17 protein-coding genes and 1 riboswitch are annotated in these 17170 nt (G+C 68.7%); of the genes, 10 read left to right on the forward strand and 7 right to left on the reverse strand.

Annotation, left to right across the window (positions count from 1 at the left end; all coding sequences use genetic code 11):
* Positions 1-37: 37 nt before the first annotated feature.
* Complete coding sequence (locus NI1_RS00845; protein WP_067813098.1) at positions 38-949, forward strand: LysR family transcriptional regulator; 912 nt, start codon at positions 38-40, stop codon at positions 947-949.
* A gap of 96 nt (positions 950-1045) precedes the next feature.
* Here NI1_RS00845 and NI1_RS00850 read toward each other — a convergent pair whose 3' ends face one another.
* On the reverse strand, positions 1046-1432 hold the full coding sequence (locus NI1_RS00850; protein ID WP_067813104.1) for a DoxX family protein: 387 nt from the start codon (positions 1430-1432) through the stop codon (positions 1046-1048).
* Positions 1433-1549: 117 nt separating this feature from the next.
* Here NI1_RS00850 and NI1_RS00855 point away from each other — a divergent pair, with 117 nt between their 5' ends.
* The 5 genes from NI1_RS00855 to NI1_RS00875 all read left to right on the forward strand — a co-directional run bounded on the left by NI1_RS00855 (position 1550) and on the right by NI1_RS00875 (position 5973).
* Complete coding sequence (locus tag NI1_RS00855; RefSeq protein WP_067813108.1) at positions 1550-2752, forward strand: MFS transporter; 1203 nt, start codon at positions 1550-1552, stop codon at positions 2750-2752.
* Between the two features lie 43 nt (positions 2753-2795).
* Positions 2796-2908, forward strand: a riboswitch (SAM riboswitch).
* A gap of 14 nt (positions 2909-2922) precedes the next feature.
* Complete coding sequence (locus NI1_RS00860) at positions 2923-3711, forward strand: AfsA-related hotdog domain-containing protein (protein ID WP_067813110.1); 789 nt, start codon at positions 2923-2925, stop codon at positions 3709-3711.
* Positions 3708-4427, forward strand: a complete 720-nt coding sequence (locus tag NI1_RS00865; protein ID WP_067813112.1) for an HAD family hydrolase — start codon at positions 3708-3710, stop codon at positions 4425-4427. The genes NI1_RS00860 and NI1_RS00865 overlap by 4 nt, the downstream gene beginning before the upstream one ends.
* Complete coding sequence (locus tag NI1_RS00870) at positions 4421-5263, forward strand: hypothetical protein (RefSeq protein ID WP_067813114.1); 843 nt, start codon at positions 4421-4423, stop codon at positions 5261-5263. Before NI1_RS00865 ends, NI1_RS00870 begins: the two co-directional genes overlap by 7 nt.
* Positions 5264-5313: 50 nt before the next feature.
* A complete protein-coding gene (locus NI1_RS00875) occupies positions 5314-5973 on the forward strand; it encodes a hypothetical protein (RefSeq protein ID WP_067813115.1) in 660 nt (219 codons plus the stop codon).
* Between the two features lie 6 nt (positions 5974-5979).
* On the opposite strand, the gene curA is transcribed toward NI1_RS00875, so the two are convergent.
* The gene (gene curA / locus NI1_RS00880) at positions 5980-6993 is read right to left on the reverse strand and encodes an NADPH-dependent curcumin/dihydrocurcumin reductase (protein WP_067815009.1); all 1014 of its coding nucleotides are present in this window, start codon (positions 6991-6993) and stop codon (positions 5980-5982) included.
* A gap of 238 nt (positions 6994-7231) precedes the next feature.
* Here curA and NI1_RS00885 point away from each other — a divergent pair, with 238 nt between their 5' ends.
* A complete protein-coding gene (locus NI1_RS00885; RefSeq protein WP_174564442.1) occupies positions 7232-8494 on the forward strand; it encodes a lipopolysaccharide biosynthesis protein in 1263 nt (420 codons plus the stop codon).
* Position 8495: 1 nt separating this feature from the next.
* On the opposite strand, the gene NI1_RS00890 is transcribed toward NI1_RS00885, so the two are convergent.
* The 3 genes from NI1_RS00890 to NI1_RS00900 form a co-directional block, all read right to left on the reverse strand.
* Entirely contained in the window at positions 8496-9719 is a 1224-nt protein-coding gene (locus NI1_RS00890) for a L,D-transpeptidase (protein WP_067813117.1), read from the reverse strand.
* Between the two features lie 272 nt (positions 9720-9991).
* On the reverse strand, positions 9992-11158 hold the full coding sequence (locus NI1_RS00895) for a TDT family transporter (protein ID WP_084522436.1): 1167 nt from the start codon (positions 11156-11158) through the stop codon (positions 9992-9994).
* Positions 11159-11261: 103 nt separating this feature from the next.
* Positions 11262-12710, reverse strand: a complete 1449-nt coding sequence (locus NI1_RS00900; RefSeq protein WP_245663013.1) for an ABC1 kinase family protein — start codon at positions 12708-12710, stop codon at positions 11262-11264.
* A gap of 94 nt (positions 12711-12804) precedes the next feature.
* On the opposite strand from NI1_RS00900, the gene NI1_RS00905 reads away from it, so the two are divergent.
* Positions 12805-13581 carry a GntR family transcriptional regulator gene (locus tag NI1_RS00905; RefSeq protein WP_067813118.1) on the forward strand — a complete coding sequence of 259 codons (777 nt, stop codon included), beginning with the start codon at positions 12805-12807 and terminating at the stop codon, positions 13579-13581.
* A 93-nt stretch (positions 13582-13674) separates the two neighbouring features.
* Positions 13675-15012, forward strand: a complete 1338-nt coding sequence (locus tag NI1_RS00910; protein ID WP_067813120.1) for an ABC1 kinase family protein — start codon at positions 13675-13677, stop codon at positions 15010-15012.
* A 14-nt stretch (positions 15013-15026) separates the two neighbouring features.
* On the opposite strand, the gene NI1_RS39755 is transcribed toward NI1_RS00910, so the two are convergent.
* Complete coding sequence (locus NI1_RS39755) at positions 15027-15149, reverse strand: hypothetical protein (RefSeq protein WP_281179476.1); 123 nt, start codon at positions 15147-15149, stop codon at positions 15027-15029.
* A gap of 4 nt (positions 15150-15153) precedes the next feature.
* Positions 15154-16134 carry an SDR family NAD(P)-dependent oxidoreductase gene (locus tag NI1_RS00915; protein WP_067813122.1) on the reverse strand — a complete coding sequence of 327 codons (981 nt, stop codon included), beginning with the start codon at positions 16132-16134 and terminating at the stop codon, positions 15154-15156.
* A 106-nt stretch (positions 16135-16240) separates the two neighbouring features.
* On the opposite strand from NI1_RS00915, the gene NI1_RS00920 reads away from it, so the two are divergent.
* A complete protein-coding gene (locus NI1_RS00920) occupies positions 16241-17158 on the forward strand; it encodes an SDR family NAD(P)-dependent oxidoreductase (RefSeq protein ID WP_067813123.1) in 918 nt (305 codons plus the stop codon).
* The last annotated feature ends 12 nt before the right edge of the window (positions 17159-17170 follow it).

Raw genomic sequence — 17170 nt, forward strand, 5'->3', positions numbered from 1 at the left:
ATGCGAATGTTTTCGATGAAAGCCATAGAATCACCGAATGCCTACCCTGCGTGCGCTCGAATGCCTGGTCGCGGTGCTGGATGCCGGATCGATCACGGAAGCGGCGGCGGCGCTGCACATGTCGCAGCCCGCGCTGTCGCATCAACTGGCGGCGCTGGAGAAGGAGATCGGTGCGCCCGTGGTGGAACGGCTGCCGCGTGGGGTGCGAGCCACACCGGTCGGCCGCGCCGTCGAAGCCGATGCGCGGGCCGCGCTGGCGGCGGCGGACCGGGTGGTGGGCACCGGGAAGGCGACCGCCCGGGGCGCGGGCGGGCAATTACGGGTGGCCTGCGCGGAAAGCATGACGGCGGGGTTGCTCGCGCCGGTCCTGCGCACCTGGCTGCGCCGAAACCCCCTGGTCCGCCTCCAGCTCACCGAGGCGACCAGCGCCGACGAACTGGCGCGGCTGGTGGAATCCGGCGCCGCGGATGTCGCGATCGGCCCGCGCCCGACGCGCTGGGCCGGACCTGCCGAGATCATCGGAACCGAAGAGATCGTCGCCGTACTTCCCACCGGTCACCCGCTCGCCGAACGCAAACGGGTGACCCTCGCACAGCTCTGCGACGAACCGCTCGTCCACTACGACCCCGCCAACGGCCTCGCCCAGTGGCTCGATGCCGAGACCACGCGCCGCGGACTGACCCCGGCGATCGCCATGCGCACCCGCCAAGCGGTCACCGCCGCTCAGCTCGCCGCGGCCGGTCTCGGTCCCGCCCTGGTCCCCACCACCGCGATTCCCGGCGGTCTCGCTGCCGTCCTGCGCCGCCTCACGCCGCCGATCGAACGGGACTTGATGTGCCTCTTGGGCAATCCCAGCGATCCACTGGTCCGCCGCTTCACCACCGATGTCGCCAAACGCGGCGTCGGTGTCCCCGCATCCGTGACGGCGAAGCTCGACCAGCAAGCCTGAACCCACCGGCTCACGATCCCACCGGCTCGGCTGCACGCACGGGGCGGAGGGACGGTGAGCTGCTCCGGAAAACGGGGGAGTGCGCCGGCCTGGACGTCAGGCGGCGCGGGCGACCTTGCGGGCGGTGGTGATCATCGGGATTTGCAGCGGAAGGCGAAGCAGCGCACCGGCTTTGAGCGGGAGGGGGCGATTGCTGGTGAGCCAATCCCGCGCCATCTGGACATTACCGGGGAAGACGATGATGAGCAGCAGCATGGCCAGGCGGGCGCCGAGGCGACGGGTGCGGGGCACCGCGATCAGCGCGCCGATGCCGAGTTCGGCCGCACCGGAGACATAGGTGTAGGTGCGCGGCTCGCCGGGGAGCTCCGGCGGAATGAGAGCGTCGTAGAACTTCGGGGCGGCGAAGTGCGTCGCGCCCGCGCCGAGCATGCCGGCAGCGAGTAAGAGCGCGCGGCCGCGGCCGGGCGGGGTGATAGTCGTCATGGTCGCAGCTTATGCGGACCGGTCGTGTTGTGGGATTTCCTCAGGCCGCGCCTAACCCTCGTTGGGCGGGGGTCGTCGTTGATAGACGTGGACCTCGTTGCCTGCGAAAGGGATTCGATGACCACCGAAATTGAACGTGCCCCCGCCTGGGCTCCGACCGGGCGGACCGTCGGGGCCGTATGTGCGGTCGGGATTCTGGTGGTGGGCCAGTTGTATGTGGTGCTGCCGGTATTGAACCGGCTGGCGCAGGACTGGGGGACCACGAAGTCTGCGGCGACCTGGACCACGACGGCGTTCGGGCTGGCGTACGGGGCGGGGTTTCTGGTGACCGGGCCGCTGTCGGATCGGTGGGGGCGGCGGCCGGTGATCGTGGGCGGGCTGCTCGCGACCGTGGTCAGTTCGCTGGTCGTCGCACTCGCGCCGGGGTTGGGGAGTGGGCTGGCGGCGCGGATCTTGCAGGGGCTGACCGCGTCGTTCTTCGCGCCCGCGGCCTTCGCGTATCTCGGCGAGCGCATCGCGCCCGAACGCCGGGTCTTCGCGCTGACCTGCTTGACGAGTTCGTTCCTCGCGGCCGGTGTGGTGGCGCAGGTGCTGGCGCAGTTGATCGGCAATGCGCTCGGCTGGCACGCCATCTTCGTCGCGGGCGCGATCGCGTTCGCCCTGTCGGCGGTCCTGCTGCGGGTGGTGCTGCAAGGCGGCCGCCCCGAGAACGCGCAATCGGCCCCGACGGTGCGGGCGGTGTTCGCACCGTTCGCGCGATTGCTCCGGCAGCCGCAGCTGGTGCTGCTGTACCTGAGCTGCCTGGCGGTGCTGGGTTCGTTCGTCGGCATCTACACCGGCATCCAACTGTCGCCGCCGGACGGGATCGGCTCCGGCAGCGGCGCCCTGCTGGCCCTGCGCGCCAGCGCGATTCCCGCCATGATCGCGGTCCCCGTGCTGGCGAGCCGCCTGGCGCTGATCGAACCCAGCCGCCGCCTGATCGCCGCCCTGGCGACCGCCGGTGTGGCAGCGGCGATCACCGCGGTGCCCCTGGGCGGGATCTGGGTCGCGGTCTGGTTGTTCGTGGTCGTCGCGGCTATCGCCGTCGCCGCCCCGGCGGCCGTGCAAGCCATTGCCGCGCAGGCGGGTCCGGCGCGCGGCGCGGCTACGGCGCTGTACACCTTCGCGCTGTTCGTCGGTGCGAGCGCGGGGCCGCAGATCGCGAATCTGGTGGCGCATCACGGGTATTCGGCCGTCGCGGCGGCCATCGCGGCGCTCGCGCTGGCAGGTGCGGCGCTGGCCTACACCTCCACCCGGCGAGTTTTCTCCACCGTGGTTTGAACTGTTGTTCGTAAACCCCTGTCCCGCATAACTTTCCGATCACGGTCATGAGTTCCAGCGTCAAGCCCCGGCTGGCTGGGCGGCAACCCTCCACGACGGCGGGGTGCTCCGGGTGACGACCGGATGGCGGCGAACGCGTCGCCATAAGCGTCTTTCTCGCGGAGGAATCAATGTCTGTAGCCCAACTCTCTTCGGCGTACCCGGTGACGGAAGCCCCGGCGATCAGCGAACTGCTGCTGGTCGCCGACCGCTTCCGGGGCATTGCCGTGGACGACCGGGCCTTCACCGTGTCCGGGCTGGTGGCCGCCTTGCGCGGCGGCCGGTTCCGGGGCGCCGAGCAGCCGGTGACCGTGCTGCTCGGGCAGGGTGTGACCCGCCACGACCTCGATTACCTCGAGCATGTGGCGGCCATTCACGCCCCGGCGGGATTGCGGGTGTCGGGGGAGGTGGCCGAGCCCGCGCCGCGCCACCAGGTACACAAGTATCAGCACTCGAATGTGTTGCTGGCCAACTTGATTCAGGAGTCGGCCACCGAGTTCTCGGCGGATCTGCGGATTCACGGCGACAACGAGCTGCTGCTGGATCATCAGACCGGCGAGCACGTGCAGGGCATCGTGATCGTGGAGGCGGTGCGGCAGCTGTTCCTGGGCGCGTTCGAGCTGGAGTACGGCCGGCGCTGGCCGGAGCAGCACTTCTACATCGTCTGGAACAGCATCGAATTGGAGTTCAAGTCGTTCCTGTTCCCGTTGCCCGCGACCGTGCACGCGGTGCTGACGCCGGTGTCGATCGAGGATCCGGCCAAGCTGGAATTCGGTATCGAGGTCCAGGTGCGGCAGGCCGGGAATGTGGTGGCGACCACGCGAATTTCCTACGCCGCGTTGCCGAACGAGCGCATCTCGCAGATCGAACGGCACAAGGCGGCCAAGGCGATCGCGGCGTACCTGGGTACGGCGGCATGAGCGGCGCGGCCTTCTTCGATGTCGACGAAACGCTGATCACGGTCAAGAGCATGTTCTCGTTCCTGCGATTCTGGCTCGCCGGAAACGGTGACGACGGAACGGAATACGCGCGGCTGACCGCGGAGATCAAACAGCGGGCGGCGGCGGGGACTCCACGCGAGGAGGTGAATCGGCTGTACTACCGCAACTATCGGGGTGTGCGCGCCGATGAACTGGCCGCGGCGGGGGAGCGGTGGTTCGCGGAGTTCGCGGCGAGTGGTGCGGCCTATTATGCGGATGCGGTGGAAGCGCTCAGGGCGCATCGTGATTCGGGCCGCGCCACCGTACTGCTCTCCGGTTCCTTCGCCGCGGCGATCGCCCCCGTCACGTCGGCTCTCGGCGCGGATCACGTCATCGCCACGGAGCCGGTGGTGGACGAGCGCGGTGTCCTGACCGGCGAGGTGCGGCGGCCCATGATCGGCGCGGCCAAGGCGGGCGCGGTCACCGAATACCTGCGTGAGCACGCCATCGCCTACGAAAACACCTACGGCTACGGCGATCACGCCAGCGATCTGCCTTTCCTGGAAGCCGTCGCTCATCCCGCCTTCCGCGGCGACGACCCGGTACTCACCGCGCGTTCCGCCGGCCGCTGGCCGCACCTGTCCGACCGGGTCGCCGCCACTCCCGGCGCTCCCGGCCGCATCCTGACCGAGAAAGAGGCTGTCTCCGTATGGTGAACCAGCGCTACGACCTGACCCCTACCACGCAGGGCCCGCTCTACCCGCCGAGCGAAGCCGTCGACGCGGCAGGCAATTTCATCGTCGTCGGCTTCCTCAACGAGCCCGGCCCCGACGGCGCGGTGACTCGCCGCTGGGGCAATGCCCTGGTCGCCGCCGACACCCCGCTACCCAAGTTCGGCGAGAACCTGCCGTACACGATCGTGCGCGACCTGGGCGAGGAACTCTCCGCCGCGGACGCCGCCACCGAGCTGTACACCCTCCCACTGCCCTTGCCCGCCAACAACTATCCGATCGTCTTCGCCCCCGATCAGGCGCCCGACGCCCACTCGGTGCGGCGCCCCAGCTATCCCTTCCACGCCACCCCCATCCCCGACCTGCGCCCCGAAGACGGCCGCAAACTCACCACCCCGGTGACCCTCGGCGACTGGCTGAAGGCCCGCGGCACCCTCGAGGTCACCGTCGCCGAGGACGCCCGCTCCGCCGAATTCCGTTTCGAGTTCACCGATCTCATCCCCGATTCCCTATACACGGTAATGTCCCTGCGCGCCAAGGACCTCGACCCCGACGCCCCCACCCGCCCCGGCCCGCTCGGCGTCCCGAACGTCTTCGTCACCGACGAAACCGGCACCGCCACCTACCGATCCGTCCTCCCCAACCCCTTCCCCGATCCCGCGCTCCCGGGTGCGAATCGAGTGATCAGCGTCGTCGTGCTCTGGCAGAGCTACCAGCAGAACTACGGCGGCGCCATCGCCCACCACGGGCTGGGCGGTGATATCCACGCCCAGTTGAAAATCCCGACCCCCGCCTTCGCCGAGTTCGTGACCCACGACTGAGCCCCGCAAAGTACCGGTGCCGCCGTCCCGTCGGGCCTACCATCTACCGCATGTCGGACCCACGGGACGGCTCCACCATGATCGAGGGCCGAGTAGTCCACTCGCTCACGAACGCCCTGCGAATAACCTTCCGCAGCGCCCCCGGCGACCCCCTCGCCACCGCCGTCCAAGGCGCCGGCGACGGCTTCACCGCCAAACTCGGCACCCTCTTCGGCTTCAAGAACGGCGGCACCGGCCGCCACCGCCTCACCTACGCCGACGGTTCCGCCCTCTGGATCCACTCCAAAGACAGCGCCCCCACCGTACTGACCCGCCCCGACGGCTCGCCGATCGCCACCATCCAGCGCGCCGACACCTCCACCGCGGTCGGCGCCACCGCGGGCACCCTCTTCCACTTCGTGCCCATGCCCGACGGCGCGCACACCCCGGACCTGTACCGCCTGCGCATCCTGGACCGGATGGGCGAGGAAGCCGGCCGGCTCGACGTCATCCGCACCCCCGGCGGCTGGACCCCGGCCCGCATCGCCGGCGAACTCACCGACACCTACATCTGGTGGGACCGAGCCGGACAACCCCTGCCCGTCCCCCTCCTCGGCACCCGCCTGATGGCCCGCCGCCCCCTCGACCGGATAGAACGCGACGTCCTACTCGGCGTCTGCGTGGACATCACCCTCGGCCTGCGCCCCTACATCGCGGTCATGAAGCACTGACGGGGCTCAGTCGGCGATCTTGATGACCAGCTTTCCGAGGTTCTTGCCGGTGAGGAGGCCGCGGAAGGCCTCCACGGTGTTGTCGAGGCCGTCGACTACGTCTTCCAGGTAGGTGATGCGGCCTTCGGCGATCCAGGTGCCGACGGCGGCCTGGAATTCGTCGGATTGGTCGAGGAATTCGGTTTGGATGAAGCCGCGCAGCTGGAGGCTCTTGCGGAGGATGAGGGACATGAGCAGGGGCATGCGGTCGGGGCCGGGTGGGAGCTCGGTGTCGTTGTATTGGGCTACCAAGCCGCACACCGGGATTCGGGCGAATTTGTTGAGGCGGGGGAGGACGGCGTCGAAGACCGGGCCGCCGACGTTCTCGAAATAGACGTCGATGCCGTCGGGAGTGGCGGCGGCCAGTTGGTCGGGGAAGTCGGGGGCGCGGTGATCGAGGGCTACGTCGAAGCCGAAGCGGTCGCGGAGCAGGGCCACTTTTTCGGGGCCGCCGGCGATGCCTACCGCGCGGGCGCCCTTGATTTTGGCGATCTGGCCGACTGTCGCGCCGACCGGTCCGGTGGCCGCGGCGACCACTACCGTCTCGCCGGGCTGGGGGCGGCCGATGGTGAGCAGACCCGAGTACGCGGTGAAGCCGGGCATGCCGAGAACGCCGAGGGCGGTGGTGAGCGGAGCGACGCCGGGATCCAGTGTGCGCAGGTAGCTGGTGTGCTCGACCGAATGGGTTTGCCAGCCGCCGTAACCCAGCACGTAGTCGCCGGGTTTCAAGGCGGGGTCGGTCGATTCGACCACCCGGGAGACCGTTGCCCCGCACATGGTGTCGTTCACTTCGACCGGCGGCGCGTAGGAGGGGGCATCGCTCATGCGGCCGCGCATGTACGGATCGAGGGAGAGGTAGAGGGTCTGGAGCAGGACCTCACCGGGTTTCGGTGCGGGCAATTCGACCGTTTCGGTGCGGAAGTTCTCCTGCTCGGGCATACCGGTCGGACGGGAGGCCAGCACGATGCGGGTGCTCTTCATCGGCGGTGCAACCTTTCGGTGGGCGACCGTCACATTGTGGAACACGGTCGGTTCTTGCCCACGGTATTCGGGACCGTGTCCCACTCAATGAGGTACCGGCCGGGATCCGCCCGCCGCCCGACCGCTTGCGACTTCCGGCCAACGGGTGCATTCCGGTGGCGGAAAACCGGTGGCAGGGTGACAATTTCGGCGTCGGCATCGGGGCGCCGGTAGCGGTGCAGGTCAGGCCGGATCGACGATGGGTCGTGCGATGCTGGAACGGGTGCGGGCGGGCGGAATCCTCGGGGTGCTGCGCGATATCGGGTATGTGAGCCTGGGGAAGTACGGGCAGTATCTGGTGACCGCGGTGACGGTGCCGTTGACGGCGCGGGTGCTGGGGGTCGGCGGGGTGGGGTTGCTGGCCATCGGGATGTCGGCGTATTTCATCGGGTCGCTGCTGGTCGATCTGGGGATCAATGCGTTCATGGCGGCGCTGCTCGAGGAAGACGGCTTGGATGAGTTGCGCGGCAGCTACTGCGCGGTCCGCGCCTGTGGGCTCGGCGTGCTCGCGGTGGTGCTCGGGGCCGGGTGGTCGTTCCGGTTGGGCACCCATCTCTGGATGATGCTGCTGGGCCTGTTCGTCGGCGGGTTCCTGTCCATGTCGGAGGATTGGCTGCTGATCGGCCAGGGCCGGTTCGCCGCGTCCATGTCGTATCAGATCGCCGGGCGGGTGACCTATCTCGGGCTGCTGGTCGCGCTGCTCTCGAAGTTCCCGAGCCCGACCACCGTGCTGCTGTGCCTGCTCACCTCCTCGGCGGTGACGGTAACCCTGACCTGGTGGGATGCCTTGCGCCACTTCGGCAATCCGGGCCGCCCGACGCGTGTGCGGCTCATCCTGCGCAAGGGCGCGCCGATTCTCGCCTCCCGGCTGCTGGTGACCAGTTACGGCCAGGGCACCGCCACCGTCTACTCCTCGGTACTCGACGCCGCCTCGCTCGGGTTGTATTCGGCCGGAGACAAATTGGTCCGCGCCGTGCAATCGCTCCTCGACCCGATCGGCCTGGCGCTGCTGCCGCGCATGGCGCACGAACGCGCCGACGCCAAATTCTGGCGGCACGAGATCACCGCCCTCGCAGCCTGTGTCACGGTGGCGGCGGTCGCGGTCGCCGGCATCTGGGTGGCCGCGCCGTTCGCGGTGCACCTCATCTACGACGACGATTTCGCCGGCGTGGTCCCGCTGCTGCGCGTGGAGGTGTTCATCCTGTTCGCCACCGCCACCACGTCTTTCGTCACCACCGCGATCCTGCCGGTGCGCCAGGACACCGCCGGCATCATGGTCGGCGCGATCATCGGCACCGCCGTGGCCGCCACGGCGCTGGCCCTGACCCTGCGCACGCATTCGGTGTGGACCCTGGTCTGGGGCACCGTCGCGGCCGAATTCGCCGTCGCCGCCTGGTATCTCGCGCGCACCGCCCAACTGGCCGCCCGCGAACGCGCCCGCCCACCGGTGGCGGTCGCCTGATCTACCGCAGCGCGCTCCCCGCGGTCCACTGATCCCACGGCACACTCCAGTCGCCGTTCTGCCACACCTCGAGGGGCGCGCCGCCGGTATTGCGCACCTCCACCACATCCCCGGGCAGCACGAAATCGAAGAACCAGCGCGCGTTCTCGGTACTCAGGTTCAGGCACCCGTGCGACACATCGGTGCTGCCCTGCGCCCAGATGGTGGAATCCAGTGCGTGCAAATAGATTCCGTCGGTGCTGATCCGCGTGGCCCACCCGATGGCCTCCTTGTACCCCAGCCGCGAATTGACCGGCAGCCCATAGGTGGAGGAGTCCATGATCACCGGATTGGCCTTGTCCATCACCGTGTACACCCCGGGCTGGGTCCAGAAGGTGATGGTCTTGCCCCCGACGGTGGTGCTGCCGCCCATCCCCATCGAAGTCGGCATGGTGCGCACCAGGTTCCCGTTCTCGAAAACGTCGACCTGATGGGTGTTGTCATCGGCGATCGCCACATGCGAATCCCCGATCACGAACGAGACCCGGCTGTCCTCCTGCCCGTACAGCCCCGGCCCGACCGCCTGCCCGAACACATTGGCCGCCACCGTGACTCGCGTCCCGGGCCGGTAGTACTCGCGTGGCCGCCAGTGCGCGTTGCGATCGTCCATCCAGTACCAGGCGCCCTCCACCTTCGGTTCGGTGGTGACGACCAGTCGCTTCTCCGCCGCGGCCCGGTCCGGAATGTTCTCGTCGAAATGCGCGGCCACCACGGTCCCGACCCCGTAGGTGCCGCCCTCTGCCAGTGCCGCGCCGCCCGTGGTGTTCAGATACACCTTGGTCTGATTGAACGGCGTGAGCGTGCTGAAACTGCTGGTCACCGGCCCGGTCGTACCGGTCATCCCGACGCCTTCGGCGGTGACGGTGTAGGTGTGGCCGTACCCGAGCGGGATATTCGGCTGCCACGCGCTCTTGTCCGGTGTGAGGCTGCCGTCGATGACCCGCCCCTCCTCGTTGGTCATGGTGACCGTGCTGAGAATGCCGCTGCTGGTCTTGACCTGGACGGGTGCGGCCGGATCGACGTCGGCGGCGCCCGGCGCGGGGCTCACGCTGATCACGGGTGCGGCGGGCGTGGACTTCCCCGGCTCCCCGCCGGTGCCGGAGGAGGACGAACAGGCGGTCACCACCAGCACCAGTATCGCGAACAGGCTCGTGGCGGCGGCTGATCGAAAACGGCAGGGTGACATAGGCTTTCCCTCCTGTATCCACCGTGCGCCGCGCTGCTGCACACCATCGTGTTACTGCCCAGGTTAGTAGGTTACCGCCATTTCCGGGCGAAACGTGGTTGCGCCGTTTCGCATTGCTATCTACTATCTACGGACGTAGATAGTAGATCTTGCGCCGGTCGACCACCCCGGCGCGGGCGTCACCTGCCTCATCGGGTGACGAGCTCAGGGAAACTGGGGCGTGCCTCCCCCTCATCGGCACGCCCCAGTGTGGGTCTCGCGGAAGTCTCCGGTTATCCGCGCACCCGCAGCAGATCGCCGTGCAGCACACCGTGAACGGTCTTGCCCGCCACGATCACGAAGGCCCCGACCAGCAATCCGTACAGCGCCACCGCGACCACGGCGAACAGATCGGCCCCGGTGCGGGCGAACAGCGCGCTGCTGCCGGTGACGCAGGTGCCCAGGGGGAAGGTGAAGCCCCACCAGGTCATATTGAAGGGCATCTCGCGGCGGAAGTGCCAGGTCACGGCAATGGCCAGGGCCAGCCACAGCATGGCGAAACCCCAGGTGGGAATGCCGAACAGCACCGAGAAGACCTCGAAGCCGGCGGCATAGCGCTCGGGCACGGCGCCGGGAGCCACATTGGCCAGCGCACCGGCGGCGGTCACCGACTGGCCGAGCGGGCCCAGCACCAGCCATACGGTGGCGACCATGCCCATGGGCAGCGGATCGTGGTGCAGCAGCCGCGACCACAGGATGGTGATCAGCACGAACGCGGCGATCAGGCTCAGGCCGAACATGGCCAGGCAGGCGACCAGCATGGTGAGCCGGGGCTGACCGGCGGGCAGGTGGGGGATCAGCAGCGCGCCGAGGGCGGCGGAAACCATCGGGGGCACGACGGGCATGAGCCAGCCGCCGAACGCGGCATCCTGCTCGAAGCTGTGCCGGGTGAACATGCGGTAGGGAATCGCGGCGGCGGTGAGCAGGCCGAGCACGGTACCGGCCGACCACAGCGCCCAGTCGATCGCGACCGCGGCCCGCAACCCGATCACCTCGGAGCCGAACAGCAGTGCGCCCGCGCCGATGGTCATCAGGGCCATGGGGGGAGCGCCGTAGAACTGCATCATGATCGGATTCATGCCGTGGGCGCGCGCTTGGTCTGGGTAGCGCCGCCAGTGCAGCACCCAGGCGACGGCCAGCACGGCCAGCAAGGCGGCGGCCACGGCCCACACCAGGGTGGCCGCACCCCGCATGCCGGGGAACTGAAGGGGCAGGGTCGCCGCGGCATTGGCCACGATCCCGGTGCCCATGACCACGGCGAACCAGTTCGGGGCCAGCTTGGCGAGGCTGTTCGAACCGATCGACTCACCCCGGGGTGAATCGGCGCGCCGCAACGCCGCCGACGTCCCGCTACCCGATCGCGAGGATTCGGTGTGGTTGCGGAAGGTCAATGTGGTCATGCATCCAGCATCGCGATCTCACAGTGCCCCCGGTAGCCATTGTGAGCCGATGGGTGCATAGAACCGTTCTATGACCGAAAACCGGGGCTCGACCGGCGCGACCTCAGCTGACCACGGAGAACCGGCGGCCCGGCGCGACGGTGCGGGCCTGCCGCGCGATGGCCAGATCGGTGGGCTGCCCGTGCCGGGCGTCGAAGCGTTCGAAGACCGCCGCCAGTTCGGGGGCCCAATGCGCGACCTCGCCGCGGATCGGCCCTTCGGTCTCCAGCTGGCACAGCACGGCCAGCCCGGTGAGGAAGGCCCGCGAGAACGGGGTGATGTAGGCGGGCAGCCCCACCTGCCGGTGCACGTTCGACAGGCGCGGAGCCAGCACATACCGGACCCGTCCGCGCAGCCATTCGGTGGTGAGCCGGAAAGTGGGCTGCGCCAAGGGTTCACAGGCGATGGCCAGGCCCTCGGCCAGGGCTTCGACATCGTAGGCGCGCCCCGGCTGCACGATCCCGTGCTCGCGGACGGCGGCATCGAGGGCCGGAATGCCGCCGTTGAGCGCGGCATCCATCAGATCGACCATGAGGTTCTCGAACCCGGCCTCCGGCCACGGCACGCACGCGCCGAAATCGACTGTGCCCAAACGTCCGTCGGGCAGGATCCGGAAATTGCCCGGATGCGGATCGCAGTAGAGCAGCTCGGTGCGCTCCCAGGTGGAGACGATGAAGCGCAGGATCTGCATGCCGACGCGGCTGCGCTCCTCCGGCGCCCCCGACTCTATGATGCGGGAAACCGGTGTGCCGGTGAGCCATTCGCTGACGATTACGTCCTCGCACTGATGGATCACCGCGGGCACCACGAACTCCGGATCGCCGGCGTAGGCGGCGGCGAACACCCGCTGGTGCCGCGCCTCGGCCGCGTAATCGAGCTCCTCCGCGACGCACTTGCACAGCGCCTCGGTCACCGCGGGCACATCGGTGCCGGGAGCGAATACGCTGGCCAGCACCGAGATTCGGCGCAGCTGCGCGAGATCGTCGAGTACCGCGGCCCGGCCGCCCGGATACATCACCTTCACCGCCACCTGCCGCCCGTCGTGCCAGGTCGCGCGATGCACCTGACCGATGCTGGCGGCCGCGGCGCGCCGATCGTCGAATTCCAGGAAGCAGCGCCGCCAGTCGGGCCCCATCGACGCCGCCATGGCCGTGTGCACGGCGCCGGGCATCATGATCGGCGCGGAATCCTGCAACTGGGTCAATGCGGTCCGGTACGGCTGCGCCAAGTCCTTGGGCAGCGCGAGTTCGTAGAGCGAGAGGATCTGCCCGAGCTTGGTGGCGCAGCCCTTCAACTCCCCGAGCACCTCGAAAATATGCTGTGCCGTGCGCATTTGGATCTCGAGATCGACCTCGGCGGCGGACCGGCCGAGCGCGCGCTTGCCCACTCCGGCCGCCTGCCGTCCGGCATAGGCGATCGGCAGGCCGGCGAGCTTGGCATTGCGGACGGCCCGCCCCACCGGCGGCGTGCCCCCGCTGTCCCCCGTGCGACCCCCGACTCGCCGTCTAGCCATTGCTCACCTCATTGTGCAGTGCGCCACGTGCAGTTTGGCATACCAGAGCTTAAACTGTCTGGGACGTATCCGATAGTTGTCGAAAGGTGACGGGATGGGCGCCCAGACGGTCGTGGCCGACGTCGCCGACGAGCTCGCTCGCCGGGTCGTGACCGGTGAGTACGCGCCGGGCGATCTCATGCCTTCGGTCCGGCAGGTCGCCGAGGAATTCGACATTAACCGCGCCACCGCCCAATTGGTGCTGGGACGCCTCGAGTCCTACGGGTTCGTGGACGCGCATCGCGGCCGCGGCTTCACCGTGCGGGATGTCCGGCATGCCGGGGGATTGGACGTCTACCGCCGCATGTTCCGGCTCTCCATGCCCTCGCCGCAGCTGGCGGCGGACATGTTCCGCAATATCGTGGCCGCGGAGCGGGCCATCGTGCTCGAGGCGCTGCTGGACTTCACCGACACCGAGCCTGCGGTCGAGCTCGACATGCTGCGCGCCGCGGTGGACGAGCTCGAAACCCTGGCGCGTGCCGCGGAACCCGCGCTCGCGCGCATGCTGGAGATCGAGATCGAGGTGGTGCGAACGCTGCTCGGCGCGCTCGGGCACACCATGCAGCGCGCGGTGCTGAACTCGGTGGGGGACATGCTGTTCGAGGTGCCGGAAGCGGTGCGGGCGTACTTCGCGGCCTCGCCCGATCTGCACGTGCTGGTCTGGCGGGCGCTGCTGGCGGTGTGGGAATCCGAGAGCGGTCCGTCGGCGGCGCAGCTGTCGCTGTTCGAGGATCTGTTCGCGCTCTACCACGAGAAGGTGGTGGCGCGCTTCGGCGAACTGGTCGGAATCGAGGACGAGGAGTCCGGGGACCGCGGTATCGCCACCGCCTGATCGATTGCCTCACAGCGCGATTGACGCACTGTCTGAGACAATCTAGTTTCAGGGTGTGCCCACTCGGGCACCCGGAACGAAGCGAGGCACACCATGGCGGGGAAGAGGCGTACGGGCCTGGCGCGATCGGCGAAACTGGCCGCATTGCCGATGGGGATCATGGCGCGGCGGATGACCGCCACCGGCAAGGCGATCCTCACGGGGGCCGAGCGCGGCGCCGTCGACGAGGCGCTGATCGACAAGGCCGCCGAGGAGGTCTTCCGGGTACTGGGCGAGCTCAAGGGGGGTGCGATGAAACTCGGCCAGGCGCTGAGCGTCGCCGAGGCCGCGGTCCCGCCGAAGTTCGCCGACCGCTATCGGGATGCGCTGGTGCGCTTGCAGAATCAGGCCCCGCCGATGCCGACCCGGCAGGCGTATCGGGTGCTGGACGAGCAGCTCGGCACCCGCTGGCGTGACCGTTTCGCCAGTTTCGAGGAGCAGCCGGTCGCCGCCGCCAGCATCGGCCAGGTGCACAGGGCGGTCTGGAAGGACGGCCGCGTGGTCGCGGTGAAGATCCAGTATCCGGGCGCGGACGTGGCCTTGATGTCGGATCTCAAACTGCTGCAAATGCTGTCGGGCACCTTCGGCGTCTTCATGCCCGGCGTGGATGTGAAGGCGCTGATCGAGGAGTTCGTCGAGCGCACCGCCGATGAGCTCGACTATCGCATCGAGGCCGCCAACCAGCGCCGCTTCGCCGCCGCGTTCGCCGATGATCCCCGCTTCTTCGTCCCGAAGGTGGTGGCGAGCGCGCCCAAGGTGATGGTGACCGAATGGATGGATGCCACGCCGCTCGCGCGCGTCATCGCGGCGGGTACGGCGGCGCAGCGGGATCTGGCGGGTAGCCTGCTGGCCGAATTCGCGCTCAGCTCACCGAGACTGGTCGGTTTGATGCACTGCGATCCGCATCCCGGCAACTATCAGCTGCTCGCCGACGGCCGCCTGGGCATCATCGACTTCGGCGCGTGCATCGCACTGCCGGACGGGCTGCCGCCGGTGGTGGGAGAACTGGCCCGCTACGCCGTCGAGGAGGAGTGGGACCTGCTGCTGAACTGCCTGCGCGCCAACGGCTTCGTGCGGCCCGGCCACGAACTCGACCTGGATCCGATCAAGAACCTGGTCGCCCCGGTCGTCGCGGAGTTCGCCGGCGATCGCCTGCACGTGAGCCGGAGGTTCTTGCAGGAGAACATGGTTCGCGCCATGGACACCAAGAACATGTCGCTGAACAACACGTTCGCGGTTCGTATCCCGCCGGAATTGCCCGATCTGGTGATGCTGGGCCGCGTCCTGGGCGGAATCGTCGGGGTGGCGGCGCAATTGGATGCCGATATCGAGATCCTGCACCTGGCCCGCTGCTGGCTGCCCGGCTACCGCGTCGAAGGCGAGGCCGCCTGAGCCGTCGCCCGCCCCTAGCCGCCCACCATCATGCTCGTCGCGACCAGCGTGCCGATGATGGCCAGCGCCATCATGGCGAGGATCAACAGGTTCTTGCCGGTGGGTGGTTCGGCGGGGGTGGGCCGTTGCTCGTCCATCGGTTCATCTCCTCAACGGTATGGGTGGTGGTGGCGGGTCGTCGTATTCCGGTGGTTCCCAATAGGTTTGCAGACCCGGTCGCTGTGGCATGCGTTCGGCCGCCTCCCGTGCGATGCCGATGACGGCCGGATGGTCGATCACGAACCGCACTACTTTCTCTACTTCCGGGCCGGTGGTCAACCGCATGACCGTGCGGCTGGTGCGTGGGAAGGCTCGCGTCAGGTGGTAGACCAGCCAGGATTCGAATCGCAAGGGCAGCAATGCGCGATTGCGCGCCGCCGCGTCGAGGATCCGGCGCGCCGCCTTGTCCGGGTGCATGCCGAACAGCGTCATGGCCTTGACCACGATCTTGCGGGTGATGGCCACCTGTTCGCCGCTGAGCGAGGCCAGGGTGGCGGTGGCGGCCAGATTGGTGGCGATCAACCCGGGGCAGATCACGGTGACGCCGATGCCCTCGGAAGCCAGTTCGAGGCGCAGGGTTTCGCTGAGATGCTTCACCCCCGCGGCCGTGAAGTTGTAGGGCACGCCCAGGCGCATGGGGGAGAAGGCGGCGATGGAGGAGACATTGACCAGCTGTCCGCCGCGGCCGCGCTCGACCATCTGCGCACCGAACAGCCGGCAGCCGTGCACGACCGCCATCAGGTTCACATCCACGATGCGCCGCAGATCGCCCGCGCGGATGTCGAAAAAGGGCCCGCCGACCACGATTCCGGCATTGTTGACCACTATGTCCGGAACCCCGTGCGCGGTCTTCACGTAGTCGGCGAAGGACTCCATGGACGGCAGGTCGCCGACGTCCACGGCGTACGGGTGGGCCGAGCCGCCCGCCGAACGGATCAGCGCCACGGTGTCTTTCGCGGTGGCGAAGTTGATATCGGCGACGATCACCTCCGCGCCGCGGGCCGCCAGCGCCTTGGCCAGCCCGCGCCCGATACCGCTGCCCGCGCCGGTCACCACGGCGATCTCCGGATGGAAGGGTTTCATCCCGGGTCCGCTCCTCCCTCTGGAGAGACAGAGTGTACACTGTCTGGGACAGTAAGGGTCAACCATAAGAGTACAGCGTCGCAGCCGCGGAATCAGGGGATACCTCATGGCAGGCTTCGAGAACGACGTCGTCGTCATCACCGGCGCCGGCGGCGGTATCGGGCGGGCGGTGGCGCAACGCTTCGCGCGCAAGCGGGCCATTGTCATCGCCGCGGACATCGACAAGCTGCGGGCGCAACAGACCGTCGAGACGATCGAGGAATTCGGCGGCGACGCAACGCCTTTCGCGGTGGATGTGGCCGACGCGGCGGCGATGGAGAGCTTCGCCGAGGATGTGCACGCCGAATTCGGCGCGCCCCGGGTGCTGGTCAACAATGCCGGATACACCACGGCCGGGCCGTTTCTCGAGCACACGCCCGAGGATTGGGAGAAGCTGATGGGGGTGAACGTGTGGGGGCTGGTGCACGGGTCGACGTATTTCGGGCGGCAGATGGTGGATTCGGGGCGCGGCGGGCGGATCATCAATGTCACCTCCGTGGCGGCCTTCACGCCGATACCGATGAGCACGCCGTACTGCACCACCAAGGCCGCGGCCCAGATGCTCACCGAGGGACTGCGATTGGAGTTCGCGGGGACCGGTGTGGGGGTGACCGCCATCTGCCCCTCGCTGGTGGCCACCGGGCTCTACGAGGACGGTGAGGTGGACGGGGAGGACGCCGCGGCGGCCGCGCGCACGCTGAGCGTCACCGCGCTGGCGGAGCGGTTCGTGGCGCACGGCCCGGACAGCATCGCGCGCACCATCGTCCGGGTGGCGGGGCGCAATCCCGCCGTCGTGCCGACGCCCATCGAGGCGCGCGCGTGGTATCTGGCCACGCGGGTGTCGCCGGGCGGGGCGCGATTGGCGGCGCGCGTGCTGAAGCCGCACCGGCTGACCGCATTCCGGGAGCAGGTGACCAGGCCGGGGGCGCTGACCCGCATCGACGACTATCTGGCGCGGAAGCTGGAGAAGTACGAAGGAGGGTGAGGCTTTCCGTGG

This window comes from Nocardia inohanensis NBRC 100128, from assembly GCF_001612945.1.
In the GTDB taxonomy this organism is placed as follows: Bacteria; Actinomycetota; Actinomycetes; order Mycobacteriales; family Mycobacteriaceae; genus Nocardia; species Nocardia inohanensis.

Excerpts from the sequence above, each read along its gene's own strand:
- NI1_RS00845 (WP_067813098.1), top strand. The coding sequence starts at position 38 with ATGCCTACCCTGCGTGCGCTCGAATGCCTGGTCGCGGTGCTGGATGCC.
- NI1_RS00850 (WP_067813104.1), bottom strand. The coding sequence starts at position 1,432 with ATGACGACTATCACCCCGCCCGGCCGCGGCCGCGCGCTCTTACTCGCT.
- NI1_RS00855 (WP_067813108.1), top strand. The coding sequence starts at position 1,550 with ATGACCACCGAAATTGAACGTGCCCCCGCCTGGGCTCCGACCGGGCGG.
- NI1_RS00860 (WP_067813110.1), top strand. The coding sequence starts at position 2,923 with ATGTCTGTAGCCCAACTCTCTTCGGCGTACCCGGTGACGGAAGCCCCG.
- NI1_RS00865 (WP_067813112.1), top strand. The coding sequence starts at position 3,708 with ATGAGCGGCGCGGCCTTCTTCGATGTCGACGAAACGCTGATCACGGTC.
- NI1_RS00870 (WP_067813114.1), top strand. The coding sequence starts at position 4,421 with ATGGTGAACCAGCGCTACGACCTGACCCCTACCACGCAGGGCCCGCTC.
- NI1_RS00875 (WP_067813115.1), top strand. The coding sequence starts at position 5,314 with ATGTCGGACCCACGGGACGGCTCCACCATGATCGAGGGCCGAGTAGTC.
- curA (WP_067815009.1), bottom strand. The coding sequence starts at position 6,993 with ATGAAGAGCACCCGCATCGTGCTGGCCTCCCGTCCGACCGGTATGCCC.
- NI1_RS00885 (WP_174564442.1), top strand. The coding sequence starts at position 7,232 with ATGGGTCGTGCGATGCTGGAACGGGTGCGGGCGGGCGGAATCCTCGGG.
- NI1_RS00890 (WP_067813117.1), bottom strand. The coding sequence starts at position 9,719 with ATGTCACCCTGCCGTTTTCGATCAGCCGCCGCCACGAGCCTGTTCGCG.
- NI1_RS00895 (WP_084522436.1), bottom strand. The coding sequence starts at position 11,158 with ATGACCACATTGACCTTCCGCAACCACACCGAATCCTCGCGATCGGGT.
- NI1_RS00900 (WP_245663013.1), bottom strand. The coding sequence starts at position 12,710 with ATGGCTAGACGGCGAGTCGGGGGTCGCACGGGGGACAGCGGGGGCACG.
- NI1_RS00905 (WP_067813118.1), top strand. The coding sequence starts at position 12,805 with ATGGGCGCCCAGACGGTCGTGGCCGACGTCGCCGACGAGCTCGCTCGC.
- NI1_RS00910 (WP_067813120.1), top strand. The coding sequence starts at position 13,675 with ATGGCGGGGAAGAGGCGTACGGGCCTGGCGCGATCGGCGAAACTGGCC.
- NI1_RS39755 (WP_281179476.1), bottom strand. The coding sequence starts at position 15,149 with ATGGACGAGCAACGGCCCACCCCCGCCGAACCACCCACCGGCAAGAAC.
- NI1_RS00915 (WP_067813122.1), bottom strand. The coding sequence starts at position 16,134 with ATGAAACCCTTCCATCCGGAGATCGCCGTGGTGACCGGCGCGGGCAGC.
- NI1_RS00920 (WP_067813123.1), top strand. The coding sequence starts at position 16,241 with ATGGCAGGCTTCGAGAACGACGTCGTCGTCATCACCGGCGCCGGCGGC.